This window comes from Ralstonia sp. SA306 (assembly GCF_054792405.1).
Genome location: NZ_CP096451.1, coordinates 1,459,987 through 1,476,522, shown reverse-complemented (window position 1 = coordinate 1,476,522; position 16,536 = coordinate 1,459,987). Strand labels below are relative to the sequence as shown.

The 16,536-nt window shown below is 65.1% G+C and carries 17 protein-coding genes; 4 read left to right on the top strand and 13 right to left on the bottom strand.

Features of this window, described 5'->3' with window-relative positions:
* Positions 1–17: 17 nt before the first annotated feature.
* Complete coding sequence (locus tag M1D44_RS07085; protein WP_316853925.1) at positions 18–1,493, top strand: amidase; 1,476 nt, start codon at positions 18–20, stop codon at positions 1,491–1,493.
* On the opposite strand, the gene M1D44_RS07080 is transcribed toward M1D44_RS07085, so the two are convergent.
* Positions 1,482–2,411, bottom strand: coding sequence for a LysR substrate-binding domain-containing protein (locus M1D44_RS07080; protein ID WP_316853924.1), 930 nt, complete (start codon positions 2,409–2,411; stop codon positions 1,482–1,484). The genes M1D44_RS07085 and M1D44_RS07080 overlap by 12 nt on opposite strands.
* Positions 2,412–2,559: 148 nt before the next feature.
* Here M1D44_RS07080 and M1D44_RS07075 point away from each other — a divergent pair, with 148 nt between their 5' ends.
* Positions 2,560–3,255 (top strand): FMN-dependent NADH-azoreductase, encoded by a 696-nt coding sequence (locus M1D44_RS07075; RefSeq protein ID WP_316853923.1) that lies wholly within the window; start codon positions 2,560–2,562, stop codon positions 3,253–3,255.
* Here M1D44_RS07075 and M1D44_RS07070 read toward each other — a convergent pair.
* From M1D44_RS07070 to M1D44_RS07045, 6 genes are read right to left on the bottom strand one after another with little or no spacing between them, the layout of a single operon-like run.
* Positions 3,252–4,100 carry a phosphodiesterase gene (locus M1D44_RS07070; protein WP_316853959.1) on the bottom strand — a complete coding sequence of 283 codons (849 nt, stop codon included), beginning with the start codon at positions 4,098–4,100 and terminating at the stop codon, positions 3,252–3,254. The two genes, M1D44_RS07075 and M1D44_RS07070, sit on opposite strands and share 4 nt — an antisense overlap.
* A 5-nt stretch (positions 4,101–4,105) precedes the next feature.
* A complete protein-coding gene (locus M1D44_RS07065; RefSeq protein WP_316853922.1) occupies positions 4,106–5,167 on the bottom strand; it encodes an ABC transporter ATP-binding protein in 1,062 nt (353 codons plus the stop codon).
* Positions 5,164–5,961: an ABC transporter permease gene (locus tag M1D44_RS07060; protein ID WP_024975673.1), complete on the bottom strand. Its 798-nt coding sequence runs from the start codon at positions 5,959–5,961 to the stop codon at positions 5,164–5,166. Before M1D44_RS07060 ends, M1D44_RS07065 begins: the two co-directional genes overlap by 4 nt.
* Positions 5,958–6,809 carry an ABC transporter permease gene (locus M1D44_RS07055; RefSeq protein ID WP_112184844.1) on the bottom strand — a complete coding sequence of 284 codons (852 nt, stop codon included), beginning with the start codon at positions 6,807–6,809 and terminating at the stop codon, positions 5,958–5,960. The genes M1D44_RS07060 and M1D44_RS07055 overlap by 4 nt, the downstream gene beginning before the upstream one ends.
* Positions 6,810–6,811: 2 nt before the next feature.
* Positions 6,812–7,843: an ABC transporter substrate-binding protein gene (locus M1D44_RS07050; protein ID WP_316853921.1), complete on the bottom strand. Its 1,032-nt coding sequence runs from the start codon at positions 7,841–7,843 to the stop codon at positions 6,812–6,814.
* Positions 7,840–8,910 carry a LacI family DNA-binding transcriptional regulator gene (locus M1D44_RS07045; RefSeq protein ID WP_112184842.1) on the bottom strand — a complete coding sequence of 357 codons (1,071 nt, stop codon included), beginning with the start codon at positions 8,908–8,910 and terminating at the stop codon, positions 7,840–7,842. Before M1D44_RS07045 ends, M1D44_RS07050 begins: the two co-directional genes overlap by 4 nt.
* Before the next feature lie 241 nt (positions 8,911–9,151).
* Between M1D44_RS07045 and egtB the strand changes: the two genes are divergently transcribed.
* Positions 9,152–10,447, top strand: coding sequence for an ergothioneine biosynthesis protein EgtB (egtB, locus tag M1D44_RS07040; RefSeq protein ID WP_316853920.1), 1,296 nt, complete (start codon positions 9,152–9,154; stop codon positions 10,445–10,447).
* Between the two features lie 52 nt (positions 10,448–10,499).
* Here egtB and M1D44_RS07035 read toward each other — a convergent pair whose 3' ends face one another.
* The 6 genes from M1D44_RS07035 to mltG all read right to left on the bottom strand — a co-directional run bounded on the left by M1D44_RS07035 (position 10,500) and on the right by mltG (position 15,359).
* Positions 10,500–11,354, bottom strand: a complete 855-nt coding sequence (locus tag M1D44_RS07035) for an ankyrin repeat domain-containing protein (RefSeq protein ID WP_316853919.1) — start codon at positions 11,352–11,354, stop codon at positions 10,500–10,502.
* Entirely contained in the window at positions 11,338–12,141 is an 804-nt protein-coding gene (locus M1D44_RS07030; protein WP_316853918.1) for a TatD family hydrolase, read from the bottom strand. The genes M1D44_RS07035 and M1D44_RS07030 overlap by 17 nt, the downstream gene beginning before the upstream one ends.
* Positions 12,142–12,192: 51 nt before the next feature.
* On the bottom strand, positions 12,193–12,612 hold the full coding sequence (locus M1D44_RS07025) for a PilZ domain-containing protein (RefSeq protein WP_316853917.1): 420 nt from the start codon (positions 12,610–12,612) through the stop codon (positions 12,193–12,195).
* A 42-nt stretch (positions 12,613–12,654) separates the two neighbouring features.
* Complete coding sequence (locus M1D44_RS07020) at positions 12,655–13,665, bottom strand: DNA polymerase III subunit delta' (protein ID WP_316853916.1); 1,011 nt, start codon at positions 13,663–13,665, stop codon at positions 12,655–12,657.
* 81 nt (positions 13,666–13,746) lie between these two features.
* Positions 13,747–14,364 carry a dTMP kinase gene (tmk, locus tag M1D44_RS07015; protein WP_112184831.1) on the bottom strand — a complete coding sequence of 206 codons (618 nt, stop codon included), beginning with the start codon at positions 14,362–14,364 and terminating at the stop codon, positions 13,747–13,749.
* Positions 14,361–15,359 (bottom strand): endolytic transglycosylase MltG, encoded by a 999-nt coding sequence (gene mltG, locus M1D44_RS07010; RefSeq protein WP_316853915.1) that lies wholly within the window; start codon positions 15,357–15,359, stop codon positions 14,361–14,363. The genes tmk and mltG overlap by 4 nt, the downstream gene beginning before the upstream one ends.
* 133 nt (positions 15,360–15,492) lie before the next feature.
* Between mltG and ygfZ the strand changes: the two genes are divergently transcribed.
* Positions 15,493–16,533 carry a CAF17-like 4Fe-4S cluster assembly/insertion protein YgfZ gene (gene ygfZ / locus M1D44_RS07005; RefSeq protein WP_316853914.1) on the top strand — a complete coding sequence of 347 codons (1,041 nt, stop codon included), beginning with the start codon at positions 15,493–15,495 and terminating at the stop codon, positions 16,531–16,533.
* Positions 16,534–16,536 lie beyond the last annotated feature (3 nt).

The following is a 16,536-nucleotide window of genomic DNA, read 5'->3' as shown; positions in this document are numbered from 1 at the left end:
GAACTTCAAGTCAAGCCATGCAAGCCAACCTCAGCCAGGCAGCCACACCCGCGGCCGCCAACGAAGAGATCGTGCAATGGAGCGCGATCGAGCTGTCGCGGCGCATCCACGCGCGTGACGTGTCGTGCGTGGAAGTCATGGAAGCGTTCCTCGCGCAGATCGATCGCCATAACCCGGTGGTGAATGCTGTCGTGGCCCGCATCGATGCCGAATCCGCCATCGACCAGGCGCGCGAGCGGGATGTGCTGCTCTCGCAGGGCTTGTCCGGCGGCTGGATGCATGGCTTTCCGCAAGCGCCGAAGGATCTTGCGGCCACCGCCGGCATGGTGACGGCGATGGGCAGTCTCGCCATGGCGCGCAATGTGCCGACACACGACAGCATCGTCGTGGAGCGCATCCGCCGCCAGGGCACCGTGCTGATCGGCAAGACGAACACGCCGGAGTTCGGCCTCGGCTCGCACACCTACAACCGTGTGTACGGCATCACACGCAACGCCTGGAACCCCGAGCGCTCGGCCGGCGGCAGCAGCGGTGGCACAGCCGTTGCACTGGCGCTGAACATGCTGCCCGTGGCCGACGGCAGCGACATGATGGGCTCGCTGCGCAACCCGGCTGCCTGGAACCATATCTACGGCCTGCGCCCAAGCCTCGGGCGCGTGCCCTACGGCCCCACCGGCGACGTGTTCTTCCAACAACTGGGCACCGAAGGCCCAATGGCGCGCAATCCGCAAGACCTCGCTTGGTTGCTCGCCACGCAGGCCGGTTACGACCCGCGAGCGCCGCTGTCACTGGGTGACGATCCGGCGTGCTTCATGCGGCCGCTGCACCGTGATTTCCGGCAAGCGCGCATTGGGTGGCTGGGCGATTTTGGCGGCTACCTTGCCGTCGACCGCGAAGTGCTGGCCGTCAACGAGCAGGCGCTGGACACATTCGATACGCTGGGCTGCCATGTCGAAACCGTACGGCCCTTCTTCGCGATGGATGCGTTGTGGGAATGCTGGTGCACGCTGCGCGCGCTGAGCGTATCCGGCAACCTGGGGCTCCTCTACGCCAACGCAGCCACGCGTGACTTGCTCAAGCCCGAAGCCATCTGGGAAATCGAGCACGGACGCAGCCGCACCGCCATCGACATCAACCGCGCCATTGCCACGCGCGCAAGCTGGTATCAGGCGCTGCTGGGGCAGTTCGCACAGTACGATTTTCTTGTCCTGCCTTGCACGCAAGTTGCGCCTTTTCCTGCGGAAGAACACTGGCCCAAGACGGTAGCCGGCCGCGCCATGGACACGTATCACCGCTGGATGGAAGTCGTGATTGGCGCCACGCTGGCGGGTGTGCCGGCCGCAAGCCTGCCGTCGGGTTTCACCACCGACGGCCTGCCGCTGGGCTTGCAGGTCATTGCCCCGCCGCGGTCAGAATTTGCGCTGCTGCAGCTTGCCGCTGCGTGGCACGAAGCGTTCGCGCCGGCGCGTACCACGTCGCCGCTATTGCGCTGAGCGATGCACGCGTGCCGTGTTTTCGCGGCACGCGCATAGCCAATCCCACACAGAGCGCACGGCGGCGTCTTCAAGCCGCGCAGATGGCGCCACGGCCCAGAAGTCATAGCGCTGAATGACGGGCGCTGCAAACGGCTGGACGAGCGCGCCACTCTCCAGCGCATCGCGCACCAGCGGCAGATTCGCCAGGATCACGCCCTGCCCGGCCATTGCCGCCGACATGGCGTGCCCGTCGTCGGACAGCACGATGCCCGTGTCGGTCTTGAGCCTGTGCTCGATACCGGCGGCGCGCGCCCACATCGGCCAGCCAATCGGCTGCGGCAGCGTGCGCTGCCATTCGGAGTGGATGAGCGGCACGCGCGCCAGATCGTCATGCGACTGGACGTTCAGGCCCGGATGGCAGACCGGCGCATAGGCATCGCCAAAAAGATGTTCGCTGATGAGTCCGTTGGCCTCAGCGGGCGTATCGCCATAGCGCACTGCAAGGTCTGCACTGCCGCCGTACAGGTCGACCACGGTGTCGGACGCATGAATGCGCAGATCCACCTCCGGATGCTGCGTCGCGAATTCACCCAGCCGCGGCACCAGCCAGCGCGCGGCAAGCCCCATCGGCGCGGTAAGTGTGACGCGCTGGCGGGTCGGTTGCGCTTGCGGGCCACGAAGGGCATCGATCACCTGCGCAAACGCGTCAAAGCCGGTATTGAGCACGGGATACAACTGCTGGCCGGCGGCTGACAGGCGCAGCGCCCGCACGTGGCGCTCGAACAGCGTCACGCCCAGCGCGTCTTCCAGGCGGCGGATCTGATGGCTGACGGCCGTGGGCGTGACCGACAGCTCGTCGGCAGCGCGCTTCATGCTGAGGTGGCGCGCGGTGGCTTCAAAGGCGCGCAGCGCGCTCAGGGGTGGCAGTTTTCGCATGCGCGGGATTGTGTCATGGGCGTTTTTCCCGCGTGAGCGGCATGGATGAATCCATGTCAGCTGTGGCACGCAAAACAACTCGTTTGTCGCGGTGCAGCGCGGTTCGTAGAGTGGCCACACCTCCACTCAACTCAAAACGGATGCGTAAATGACTTCTCCGATCCGCCTGTTGCACCTCGATTCAAGCGCCCGGCCGGGCACCTCCGAGACTTCGCGCCATGGCTCCCATACGCGTCGGCTCTCTGCGCGCTTCGTGCGACGCTGGCTAGAACATGCGCCCGACGCGCAGGTCGTCTATCGCGACATCGGCGGTGAACCGCCCTCGCCCGTCGACGGCCCCTGGGTACACGCCGCGTTCACGCCGCCTGCGCAGCGCGAACCGTGGATGCACGATCGCCTTGCGCAAAGCGATGCGCTGATCGACGAGTTGCTTGCCGCCGACGTGATCGTGGCTGGCGTGCCGATGTACAACTTCGGCATGCCCGCGCAGTTCAAGGCGTACATCGACAACATCGTGCGCGTGGGCCGCACGTTCGGCTTCGACCGCAGCCGCACCGGCGAGCCCTATTGGCCGTTGCTGGCCGGCATGAACAAGCGCCTGGTCATCCTGAGTTCTCGCGGCGATTTCGGTTACGGCCCTGGCCAGCGCATCGCCCACATGAACCACGTGGAAGGCGGCGTCGCAACGGCGTTCGGCTACATCGGGATCAGCGATGTGGCATCGGTGGCCATCGAATACGACGAGTTTGCAGACGACCGGCTGCGCGCATCGATTGCCTCGGCAGAAAACGAGGTCGATGCGCTGGTCGCACGCATGGCAGGCGCCGCCGTGGAAGCGGCTTAGTCGATCAGCCGGCCATCGGCCTCGAAGAATGGGTGCGGCCCGTCGAACTCGCCCACGTACGCGAGATGGCTCACCAGGCCTTGGCCCGGCACCCAGGCGTGGACCTTGTACGCGGGCGGCTCCATCACGAAACCGGGCGCCGCGTCGGGGTCAAGATCCAGCGCCACCTGGTGCGCGGGGGATGGGCATGTCGATGCGACGGTGCCCGCAAAGCGCACGTCAATGGAGCGATGCAGATGGCCGCAGATGATGCGCTCGACATTGCCGGCGGCACGCACGATCTGCGCGAAGGCCGGGATGTCTTCTTCGGCGAGCGATTGCACGTCCATGTGGCCGATGCCCGTTGCGAACGGCGGATGGTGCATCGCGATGACGGTCGGGCGTTGCGTCTCGCGCGACAGCGCTTCGGCCAGCCAATCAAGGCGCTGTACGCCCAGGCGGCCGCCGGGATGGCCGGTGTCCAGCGTATCGAGCACGACCAGGCGCACGTCGCCAATGTCTGTCCAGTACTGGAAAGCGTGCGTATCCTGCGCCGAGGCTGGAATGGGCGCGACCCAATCGGCAAAGGCATCGCGCGCGGCGTCACGGCCGTCGTGGTTGCCCAGCACCGGCAGCATGCGGATGCCAGCCGCATCCAGCGGCGCCAGCACGGCGCGCAGATGGGCGTACTCCTCCGGCGCGCCGGCATCCACAAGATCGCCGGTCAGGACGATGGCGTCGGGCTTCTCCTGCTGCGCCAGGATATGCGCCACGCAGCGCGCCAAATAGGCCGCCGAATCCACGCGCCGATACGCCAGTCGCCCCGGGCGCTTGATATGAAGATCGGTGAGTTGCAGGAAATGCATCGGCATCAGGCTTGCAGGGTCAGAAGGCGGTCTGCCGGAACATCGAAGCCGACCGCATGGCCCGGCGCAAACTGCTGGCGGCCGGGCACGTCGATGAACAGCGGCATGGCCGACACGCCGGCCACGCGCACGCGGGTGCGGAAGCCGAGAAACACCGCCGATTCGACCGTGCCCTTGAGCGCGGCCCGGGCCGGGTCCGCCAGCACGGCATCTTCGGGACGGAAAAACACGGCGTTGCCTTCGCCTGCCGGCACGAGGACGCGGCCGCCCGCGCAGACGAATGCGCCATCCTGCCGCGTGCCGTCCAGCCGGTTCATGATCCCGATGAAATCCGCCACGTGCCGGTTGGCTGGCTGGAAGTAGATTTCGCGCGGCGTGCCGATCTGCGCAATGCGGCCGGCTTCCATGACGACAATGCGATCGGCCAGCGCCATCGCCTCTTCCTGATCGTGCGTCACGTAGATGGTCGTGATGCCGAGGCTGCGCAGCAGGCGGTCCATCTCCGCGCGCACGGATTCACGCAGCTTGGCATCGAGCGCTGTGAGCGGTTCATCGAGCAGCAGCACCCGCGGCTCGGGCGCCAGCGCGCGCGCCAGTGCCACACGTTGGCGCTGCCCGCCGGAGAGCTGGTCCACGCCGCGGTCTGCGTACGGCGTGAGATGCATCATCTCCAGCAGCGTGTTCGCCCGGGCGCTGATCTGCGTATCAGACAAGCCGTTCTGCCGGCGCTGGATGCGCAGGCCGTATTCCACGTTGCCGCGCACGCTCAGATTGGGAAACAGCGCGTAGCTCTGGAACACCATGCCGACGCGGCGGCGCTCGATCGGGCGCGCGGTGACGTCTTCGTCGCCAAAGTGCACGGTGCCGCCGGCATCCGGCGCCTCCAGCCCGGCGACGATGCGCAGCGTGGTGGTCTTGCCGCAGCCCGACGGGCCGAGCAGCACGACGGTCTCCCCGGCGGCGATGTCGAGGTCCATCGACTCCAGCACGCGCTGGCCGCCAAAGTGTTTTCCGCAGCCGCGCAGCCGGATCGGCACGGGGGCGAGGTGTAGGGGTTCGGTACTCATCGGGAAGCCTTTCCGTTGTTCACCCGCAGGCCGCCAAAGCGCTGCATCAGCACCAGCAGCGGCACGATCATGACGAAGAAGATCAGCGTGTAGGCGCTGGCAATCTCCAGGCGCATCGACGCATAGGTATCGGCCAGGCCGACCGGCAGGGTCTTGGTTTCTGGTGTGTGCAGCATCCAGGTGAGGTTGAATTCGCCCACCGAGAGCGTCACCACCGTCAACGCGCCGGCCAGGATGCCGGGCTGCACGTTGGGCAGCACGATGGTGCGAAAGCGCTGCCAGAACGACGCGCCCAGGCTGGCGGCGCCCTCCTCCAGCGTCTTCAGGTTCTGGCCTGCCGCCACGGCTGCGACCGAGCGCACCATGAACGGCAGCGTGAACACCACGTGGCCGACGACGATGAACCACAAGCTCTCGCGAAAGCCACCAAAGCCGCCGTACGCCACGATCAGCCCGAGCGCCGTGGCCAGCCCCGGCAGCGCCACGGGCAGCGTCAGGAATTCTTCGATCAGGCGGCTGGCGCGGCTCTGGCGCCGCGCGAGCACATAGCCTGCCGGCACGCCCGCCGCCAATACGATCACCAGCGTGCACAGCGCCACCAGCAGCGACATCCAGATGGACGCCTGGTACATGTCCCAGACCTGAGCGACCCAATCCAGCGTCCAACCGCTCTTGAAGCCGCGGATGTAGTTGCGCGTCAGCCCCACGGCCATCGAGAGCACGACGGGCACGATCAGGAAGAGGCACAGCAGCAGCGTGATGATCCACTGCGCAGCAGACAAGGCGCGTTTCATGCCGCCGCCCCCGCTTGTCCGCCAGCCGCCGTGCGTGCAATCGCCAGCACCAGCCACGTCACCACGCCCAGCACAACCGACAGCGCGGCCGCCATGGCAATTCCGGCATTGAGCGTGAACTCGGTATAGATCGTCATCGGCAAAACGTCGATATCGGTGGCGAGCGTGAAGGCCGTGCCGAACGCGCCCATCGACGTGGCAAAACAGATCGCCCCCGAGGCGATGAGCGCAGGCGCCAACCCCGGCACGAGCACGTCACGCGTCACCTGCCACGACGACGCGCCCAGCGAGCGCGCCGCTTCTTCCAGTGAACGATCAAGCTTTTCCGCCGCTGCCATGACCGTCAGCACCACGCGCGGGATCGAGAAATACAGGTAACCGAGAAACAGCCCGCCGATGGAATAAGCGAAGACCCATTTCTCTCCGACCAGCTTGTGTGTGAGATCGCCCAGCAGGCCCTGGCGCCCGGCCAGCAGAATCACCATGAAGCCGACCACCACACCGGGAAACGCCAGCGGGAACGTCAGCATGGCGGTAATCATTCGTTTGCCCGGCACGTTGTGGCGCACCAGAAACAACCCGGCGATGGTCGATAGGACGAGCGTGGCCAGCGTGACCGCTGCCGACAGCACCACCGTCGAAAACAGGCTGCCCAGGTAGCGCGGTGTAGTGACCGCCGCCGTGTAGGTGGCGACAAGGCCTTCGCTACCGCTCACACGCAGCAACGCGGCCATCGGCAGCAGCCAGAATGCGCAGAACAGTGCAACGGCCGGCGCCAGCAACGCCACCCGCCACCGTGCGGGCAATACCGCATCGTCGGGCAAGGTGGTTCGGGTGACGGTGCTCATGCTCAGCGGACCTCGTTCAGGTAGCGCGTGCCAAACGCCTGCTGGCCGGCCGCCATCTTGTTGAAGTCGACCGTCTTTGCGCGGGCGTATTCGCTGGCCGGCAGGAAGCGCGAGGCGGCTTCCTTGCTCATGGCGCTGGCGCGCACCGGGCGCAGGTAGGCGTTGGCCCACAGTGTCTGGCCCTCGTCCGACAGCACGAAATCCAGCACCTTCTTGGCATTCTCGGCATGCGGCGCGCCGGCCGTCAGGCTCATCACGTACGGCACGGCAATCGTGCCTTCCTGCGGGATCACGAATTCCACGTTGGCGTGATCCTTGTACTTGGCGCGGTAGGCGTTGAAGTCATAGTCGAGCAGGATGGGGATTTCGCCTGCCACCACGCGTGCGTAGGCGGTCTGCTTCGGCACGATCGGCGCGTTCTTCTTCAACTGCTTGAACCACTCGATGGCCGGGGTGAAGTTGTCCAGCGTGCCGCCCAGCGCCTGGTTGACCGCCACGGCACCCACGTAGCCGACGAAGGCGCTGCTCGGGTCCAGGTAGCCGACCATGCCCTTGTATTCGGGCTTGAGCAGGTCCTTCCACGAGCGCGGCACGGGCTTGCCTTCCAATGCGTCCTTGTTGACGAAGAAGCCCAGCGTGCCGGAGTGGATCGAGAAGAACGCGCCATCCGGGTCTTTCATGCCGGCCGGAATATCTTCCCAATGCTTGGGCTTGTAGTTCGCGACCAGGCCTTTCTCCTTGGCCTGATACGCGGACGTGATGCCCAGGTAGGCCACGTCAGCCACGGGATGCGACTTCTCGGCCAGCATCTGCGCGATGGCCTGGCCGGAGTTCTTGTTGTCGAACGGCACGGTGATGCCGGTCTTTTCCTTGATGGCCTTGATCTGGCTGGCCCAGTCGGCCCATTCGGGCGGGCAGTTGTAGCAGATGGCGACTTGCTGGCCGGCCGGCTGTGCCTGCACCGGCGCAGCCAGGGCGAATGCGCCGGCTGCCACGAGGCCGCACGCGCGCAGCCATTGAACGAGACGTTTCATCGAGACGCTCCTTGCGTATCAGACGTGAGGGAAGAAACAACGGAGAGAGACGCTTCAGCCGGCGCACGGGCCAGCGTGCCGCCCGCCAGCAGACGGTGCGGCAACGTAATCGAGGGCACCACCTCGCCGGTGATGCGGCGAGCCAGTGCCATGGCCGCGTCGGTGCCGATTCGGCGATGCGGCTGCGCCACCGTCGCAAGCGTGGGCGAAAGCCACTGCCCCATCGCCAGGCCATCGAAGCCAACCACGCTCACGTCTTCTGGCACGCGCAGGCCCATCTCGCGCAGCGAGCGGATGGTGAGCAGCGCAAGGCGGTCGTTGCTGCAGAAAATGGCGGTCGGGCGCGGCGGGGCCAGCAGGCGGGCCAGCTCGGCGGGCAGCATGGCATCGGCATTGAAATCAATTTCGACGGGCGGCTGCGGCGCAATGCCGGCCGCTTCCAGCGCTTCGCGGTAGCCATCGTGGCGCAGCGCCGCACGGTCCGACGCTGCCAGCGTGCCAGTGAGCATGCGGATTTGACGATGCCCCTGCGCGAGCAACGCGCGAATGGCGTCGCGTGCGGCCGCCCGGTTGTCGACCGTGACGCAGCAGCGGGCAGGAATGCGCGCTTGGCCAACCGTGTCGTTGTAGACCAGCACGTAAGGCACGTGCTCGGCGTCGAGGCGATCGAGGTGCGGATTGGCGGCGGCATCGGCCACGGTCAGGATCAGGCCGTCGACACGTTGCTCGAGCATGGTTTCGATGGCGCGGGCTTCACGCTCGCGGTCGTACGCAGTCGTCATGAGCATCACACGTTGGCCCGTGATGGACGCTGCTTCCTCGATGCCCTGCATGCATTCGGCAAACACGGGGTTGGCCAGCGACGGCAGCACCACACCCAGCAAGCCCGTGCGCTCGGCGCGTAACTGGCGGCCCAGCGCGTTGGGGCGGTAGTGAAGCGCATCCATGGCGGCCTGCACACGGGCCAGCGTCGATGCGCTCACGCGCTCCGGCGTATTGACCGCCCGCGACACCGTGGCAATCGAAATGCCGGCATGCGTCGCTACGTCCTTGATGCTGCTGCCCACTGCTCGCCCCTCGGAATTTGTAAACGTTTACATCCTAGGTGCGCGCAGTGACTATTTCATGACAATCGATGCTGCAGTGCAGCCGTCGCCGCAATGCAGCATCGCCGGTGTTGTGCATGGCAAAGTTACAAAGCTCGCATATTCTTCTTACGAAAATGGGCAAGCGGCGTGCGCCAATGCGTGCGCAGCGGCATGGCCCACTTGCTGCTGTGCTGTTCTCGCTGCCTGCTCTGGAGACACCATGCGTGTATCGCCCGTTTTCGATGTGCCTAGCATCGCTCTGCCCGCCCTGATGCAACACTACGGCGTGGTCCGCGCCCAATCCCTGGCCTTGGCCGCGCCGCTGTCCGACGCCGATGCCACCGTCCAATCCATGGACGACGCCAGCCCCGCCAAATGGCATCTGGCCCACACGACGTGGTTTTTCGAAGAATTCATCCTGGGTCCGAACGTGCCGGGCTATCGCTCGCCGGACGCACGCTACCGCTACCTGTTCAATTCGTACTACGAGACCGTGGGTGCGCGGCACCCGCGCCCGCGTCGCGGCATGCTCACCCGCCCTACGCTCGATGAGGTGCGCGCCTATCGCGCCCATGTCGATGCGGCCATGCAGTGCTTGCTGGCCGATGGCGTACCGGATGACCTGGCTCGCTTGATTACGCTTGGCCTGCATCACGAGCAGCAGCATCAGGAACTGCTGCTGACCGATCTGCTCCACTTGTTTGCGCAGAATCCGCTATGCCCGGCCTATGCAGAACCGCCGCCGCGCGTGCATGCGGCGCCCGCGCAACCGGGCTGGGTGAGCTTCCAGGGCGGCGCCGTGCAGATCGGCAAGACCGAGTCCGATACCGGTTTCACGTTTGATTGCGAAGGCCCGCGCCACACCGTCTGGCTTGAGCCCTATGCATTGGCCACGCACCCGGTCACCAACCGCGAGTGGCTTGCCTTCATGCAGGACGGCGGTTATCGGCAGCCCACCCTGTGGCTGTCCGACGGCTGGGCGTGGGTGCAGAGCGAAGGCGTTGACGCCCCGCTCTACTGGCGCACCGGCATGGACGAGGCCGAAGGTTGGCAGCAAATGTCGCTGCACGGTTTGCAGCCGGTGGATCTGGATGCGCCCGTGGCGCACGTCAGCTTTTACGAGGCCGATGCCTATGCCCGCTGGGCCGGCGCCCGCCTCCCGACTGAAGCTGAGTGGGAGCACGCCGCAGAAGGCCTACCCGTGCAAGGCAACTTCGCCGGCCGGGGCGCGCTACGCCCGTTGCCCGACCACGGCATCGCCGAGGCAGGCAGCCTGCGTCAACTGTTCGGTGATGTGTGGGAATGGACCGCCAGCCCTTATGGCCCGTACCCGGGTTTTGAGCCGGCCGAAGGGGCCGTGGGCGAATACAACGGCAAGTTCATGTGCAGCCAGATGGTGCTGCGCGGCGGATCGTGTGTGTCGCCCGAGGGGCATCTGCGGGCGACGTACCGCAACTTCTTTTATCCGCACCAGCGGTGGCAGTTCACCGGGGTGCGGCTGGCGCGGCGGGCGTGAGGCGCATCACAACCGGCACTGCGGCACGATTGCCGCGCCATTCGGGCCGCGTCTAGCGGTTGCTGTCAAACAGCATATTGGTTGGGGTGCCGATCGTATCTTGGCCAGCCGGGCTGGGTGCTGCTGCATCCCGTTTGGCTGCCGGCATCGGCGTGGGCGCATCCGGCGCGCTTGCCTTGGCGGGCTGAGGGACAGCCGCCGCGGGTGCCGCCACCGGAGCAGGCTTGCCCGCCTGTTCCGCCAACTTGCGCCGGCGTGACTCCAGCCCCGCCGCAATTTCATCCTGGTGATACCGCTTGGCGAAGTCGATCACGTCCATCTTCTGCTGGTTGCGCAGGTTCATGTCGGCGCCCTCGTCCAGCAGCAGCTTGATGGTCGTGATGTGCCCGCCCATGGCCGCCATCATCAGCGGCGTGGTCGCGTTGGGGCTTTCCGCATCGATATAGGCCGCGTGGTCCAGCAGGTATTTGACGATGTCGTCATACCCGTTGGTGGCGGCGTAATGCAGTGCGGTCCAGCCGGTCTTGTTGACCTCCACGTCGTAGGTTTCCACCAGCAGCTTCACCATGGGAAGCAGGCCCTGGTAGGCGGCCATCATCAGCGCGTTTTCGCCGGCGGCGTTGGTGCGCTCGAAATCGATGTTCTTGGCGCGGATGAGCGCCTCGGCCACCTCAATGTTCTTGTCCTTGAGCGCGTCGACCAGCAGCGGCGTGCCATCGCGCGTATTCAGGTTCGGATCGACGCCCTGCGCGATGTACTTCTGCACCAGCGCCGGGCGGTTGTACTCGACGGCGTTGCGAAGATCGTCCTGCGGCGTGGCGAGCGCAGCGCCCGAGAACGCCATGGTCAGTGCGCCAGCAAGGGCGATCTTGTTCATCTGTTGTTTCAAGTTATCGCGGTATCGCATTGAATAAATTGAAAAAATTCTCGGTTGTGATACCGGCGATGCGCTCCAGTGGTTCGCCGCGCAGCGTGGCCAGGAATTCGCCCACGTGCCGCACGTATGCGGGCTCGTTGGTCTTGCCGCGGAACGGCACCGGTGCAAGGTACGGCGAGTCGGTCTCGATCAGCATGCGGTCCAGCGGCACTTTCTTGGCGGTTTCCTGCAGTTCCACCGCGTTCTTGAACGTCACGATGCCCGAGAAGGAGATATAGAAACCCAGGTCCAGCGCGGCCTTGGCCACATCCCAGGTCTCAGTAAAGCAATGCATGACGCCGCGTGCGGCCTCCGCGCCCTCTTCGCGCATGATGGCCAGCGTGTCCTCGGCCGACGAGCGGGTGTGGATCACCAGCGGCTTCCCGGTCTGCTTCGACGCGCGAATATGTGTGCGAAAGCGGTCGCGCTGCCATTCCATGTCGGCCACGGTGCGGTCGCCCAGACGGTAATAGTCGAGTCCGGTCTCGCCGATGCCGACCACGCGCGGGTGATCAGCAAGGGTCAGCAGACGCTCCAGCGTGGGCTCTTCAATGGATCTGCCTTCTTCAACATCCGCTTCGGCATCGGGGTGCACGCCCACGGTGGCGTACACGTTGGGCTCCTGCTCGGCAATCTCCAGCACGCTCGGAAAATCTTCCAGCGTGACGGAGATGCACAGCGCGTGGGTAACGCGGTTCTCGCGCATGTGCGTCAGCAGTTCAGGCAGGCGCGCGCGCAGGTCGGGAAAGTTGATGTGGCAGTGGGAATCGACAAACATCGAATAATCAGTAGGTTACGACGCAAACCTCTTGCGCCGCATCAGAAAAAATCAGAGGGTTTGCGTCGGGCGCTGCGAGTTGATCTGCTTACCGAGCAACTCTTCGATCACGCGGCGCAGCACGCGGCACTGCTCATCTTCGCCAAGGTGCACGCCAATGCCCGGCGTCTTGGCGGGCGTGCCCACCGGCGTGATCCAGGCCACCTTGCCGGCCACCTGATACTTCTGCGGGCGATCCAGCAGCGACAGCACGAGGAAGACTTCCTCGCCAATCCGGTAAGGACGTTGCGTGGGCACGAAGATACCGCCGTTCTTCAGGAACGGCATATACGCGGCGTGCAGGCCGGCTTCATCCTTGATGGCCAGCGAGACGATGCCCGGACGGGTCGGTGCGCCCGAAGCCGTGCCGGCCGCAGTGGGCGTGCCAGGGGTGACAGGAGTGCCAGGCGTACGAATAGGTGCTGTGCTCACAGGGTGTCCAGAGAGTGCAAACGTTCAGGTGCGGGTTCGGGTTCAGGCCGCCGGAAAGAGCTGCCGGTAATCCAGCAAAAGGCTTTCGATGACGAGCCTTGCCGCCAGCGGATGTTGCTCGGTGCGGCGCCGTTGCGGCAAAGCACGCGCAAAACGTTCCAGGCGGTCCAGCGGGATGGTGTTTGCGCAACGTTGCAACGCATCGCGCTGTGCCGGAAAGTAACGCGGGCGCCCCGCCAGCCGCGCCGCCATCAGGTCAAAGACCCACCGGTGCATGGTACTGAGAACGGCCGGGACCGACAATTTTTGTAAATGATCGGCCGTGGCCAGCGCGTCCAGCTTTGCGCCCTGGCCAAGCTGTTCGAGCAAAAATTGCAGTAGCGGGCGGTCCTCGGACTCGGCGGCGGCCAGCGCGGCCAGCGGCGCATTGCCGAACTCCGCCAGCAGGCTTTGCGCATGTGGCACGCCTTGTTGCTCCAGCCATTGGCGCGCGGCCTCGGGCTGCGGCGGCTGCAGCGGAAACTGCCTGCAGCGCGACAGGATGGTGGGCAGGATGCGGTCGATTCGATCCGTCACCAGCAGGAACACGGTGTTCTGCGGCGGCTCCTCCAGCGTTTTGAGCAGCGCGTTGGCGCCCTCAGTCTGCAATGCGTCGAGCGGATACAACACCACCACCCGCAACCCGGCCCGGTGCGTGCCGACGCCCACCGCCTCGATCAGGTTGCGGACCTGCTCCATGCGGATGATTTTGCTGGGTGCCTTTTTCTTGCCGTCAGCGTCTTTCTCGGTCTCGGGCGCATCTTCCATCGCTTCAGGGCGCACGAGGTGGAAATCCGGATGGTTGCCCTGCGCAAACCAGTTGCAGGCCGCGCACGTGCCGCAGGGCTGGCCGTCTGCGATGGGCGTATCGCACAACAGGCCTTGCGCGAAATGCATGGCGAAATCGCGCTTGCCGGTGCCTGCCTGGCCGTTGAGCAGAATCGCGTGCGGCAACTTGGCCCGCATGGCCTGCAGGCGGGACCAATCAGCGGATTGCCAGGGATAAAGCATCATGAATCAATGGGTTGCGTCAGATTGTTGATGCAAAAACTTGTCGTGAAACCATTATTTCCGTATCCGAAATTGCCTGCAAAATCAGAGCGTTGCAAGCAGATTCTCTAAGTCTTTCTGGATATCGGCTCGCTCCCGGTTGGCGTTGAGCACGACAAATCGATCCGGCTCGGCTGCCGCACGGCGCAGGTATTCGGCGCGCGTGCGCAGGAAGAACTGTGCTGACTCGGCTTCGAACTTGTCTGGCGTACGGGCATCGGCCAAGCGCGCGGCTGCAATCTCGGGGGCCAGATCGAACAGGATGGTCTTGGTCGGCTGCAGGCCCTGCTGCACCCAGCGCTCCAACGCCTCCAGCCGGTCGATTGCCAAGCCCCTGCCCCCGCCCTGATAGGCGAACGTGGCGTCGGTAAAGCGGTCGGAAATGACCCAGTCGCCCGCCTCAAGCGCGGGCTGGATCACCTCGGCGATGTGCTCGCGGCGACTGGCGAACATCAGCAGCGCTTCGGTCTCCAGGTGCATGCGCTCGTGCAGCAGTACTTCGCGCAGTCGCTCGCCCAGCGGCGTACCGCCAGGCTCGCGGGTGACGACCACCTTTTTGCCCTGGAGAGCGAGCTTCGTCTGCAGTTGCTGGGCAAACCACGCGAGGTGCGTGCTCTTGCCCGCGCCGTCGATCCCTTCGAATGTGATGAACTTGCCGGTCATGGTTGGCCGCGCTGATATTTGTTGACGGCCCGGTTGTGGTCCGTCAGGTTGGTCGAAAACTGGCTGCTGCCGTCGCCGCGCGCCACGAAATACAGCGCGTCTGACGGTGCCGGGTTCAGCGCCGCCTGCAACGACGCCATGCCCGGCAGCGCGATCGGCGTAGGCGGCAGGCCGGTGCGCGTGTAGGTGTTGTAGGGCGTGTCGGTTTGCAAGTCCCGCTTGCGCAAATTGCCGTCAAAACCGGCACCAAGGCCATAGATGACCGTCGGGTCGGTCTGCAGCAGCATGTTCTTTCGCAGCCGGTTGACGAACACGGCGGCAATCATCGGCCGCTCCAGCTTCTGGCCGGTCTCCTTCTCGATGATGGACGCCATGGTCAGCGCCTCGTACGGCGTCTTGTAAGGCAGATCCAGCGAGCGTTTCATCCAGGCGTCGTTCAGGCGCTTCTGCATCGCCTGGTAGGCGTGGCGGTAGAGCTCCACATCGCTGCTGCCGCGCGCAAAAAGATAGGTGTCTGGAAAGAACAGGCCTTCCGGGTTGGTTTCAGGCGCGCCGATCTTGCGCATCAGGTCTGCGTCAGACATGCCGGCCGTGTCGTGCTTGAGCGCAGGTTCTGCGTCAACCACCGCCCGCATCTGCCGCATCGACCAGCCCTCGATAACGGTAACGACGTAATGCGTGACCTCGCCGCGCGCCATCTTGTCGAGGATGGACATGGGCGTCGCGCCGGTTTCCAGCGCATAACCGCCGGCTTTGAGGCTCTTGGCGTTGCCCGTGGCGCGCGCCAGCACCGAAAACAACTGCGGCTGCACGCCGACGCCGGCATTGGCAAGCTGCTTGCCGACCGAGATCACGCTCGAGTTCGGCTTGATCACCACCTCCAGCGGCGAGGCCGATAGGCTCACCGGTTGCTGGGCCCACCACACCACACCGCCTGCTGCTGCCAGCACAATCAGGATCGCCAGCAGGATCAAGCGTTTGAGAAAAGAGAACATTCTGTTGCGAATCTGCGCGCGGAGCCGGCTGACCCCGGCGATTTCCGCACTCTTGAAATGGATAGATAGGGCACAAGCCGCCCTTTAGACAGCCCAATATAATACCGGTCAATCTAAGGCGGCCCCGCACACCATGAACGATGTCTTCCACGATTTTGTCGATACGCTGAGCTTTCCCCCGCTCGACGTGCAATTTGACGCCGCCACGCGCGGCAGCGTGCTCTGCGCACCGACCGATCTTGCACGCATCGCCGTCGAAGGCGCCGATGCGGCCGAGTTCCTGCATAACCAGCTCACCAACGCCGTTACAGGCCTTGGTTTGAATGAGGCGCGTCTGGCCGGCTATTGCTCGCCCAAGGGACGGCTGCTGGCCACGCTGCTGGTGTGGCGTCAAGCCGATACGATCGTGCTGCAGACAGACAAGGCGATCGCTCCGGCGCTGACCAAGCGCCTGTCGATGTTCGTGCTGCGCGCCAAGGCCAAGCTGCGCCCGATGGACGAGTTCATCGCCATCGGCGTCGCCGGGCCCGATGCGGCGCAAGCGCTGCGCGAGGCCGGTGCCGTGTTGCCTGAACCGGATACTGTCAATGCGGTGGCGCAGCAGCCTGCCACGGTGGGCCAGCAATTCGGTGCGGTCGTCCGCCTGCCGGATGCTGGCGGACGCCCCCGCTATCAATGGATGGTCCATGCCGAGCATTTCCAGGACGCCTGGAAGACGCTGTCGTCGCGCCTGTCGTTGGTCGGCACCGAGGTGTGGGACTGGCTGAGCCTGCAAGCAGGTGTGCCGCACATCACCCTGCCCACGCAGGAACAGTTCGTCCCGCAGATGGTCAACCTGGAATTGCTGGGCGGCGTCGATTTCCGCAAGGGCTGCTACCCGGGGCAGGAAATCGTGGCGCGCAGCCAGTATCGCGGCACGCTCAAGCGGCGCATGCAGCGCGCGCACGTGAATGCACCCACGTCGGCCGGTGCCGAAGTCTATAGCGCCACCGATCCGAACCAACCTTGTGGCATGGTGGTCAACGCAGCCATGGCGCCGGATGGCGGCACCGATCTGCTGGTCGAGTTGAAGCTGGACGCGCTCGACACCGTCATCCACCTCGCCACGCCGGACGGCCCAGTGCTGACGCTGCAAAACCTGCCGTACGTCATTCCCGTTTCAGAAAACGCCTGACAC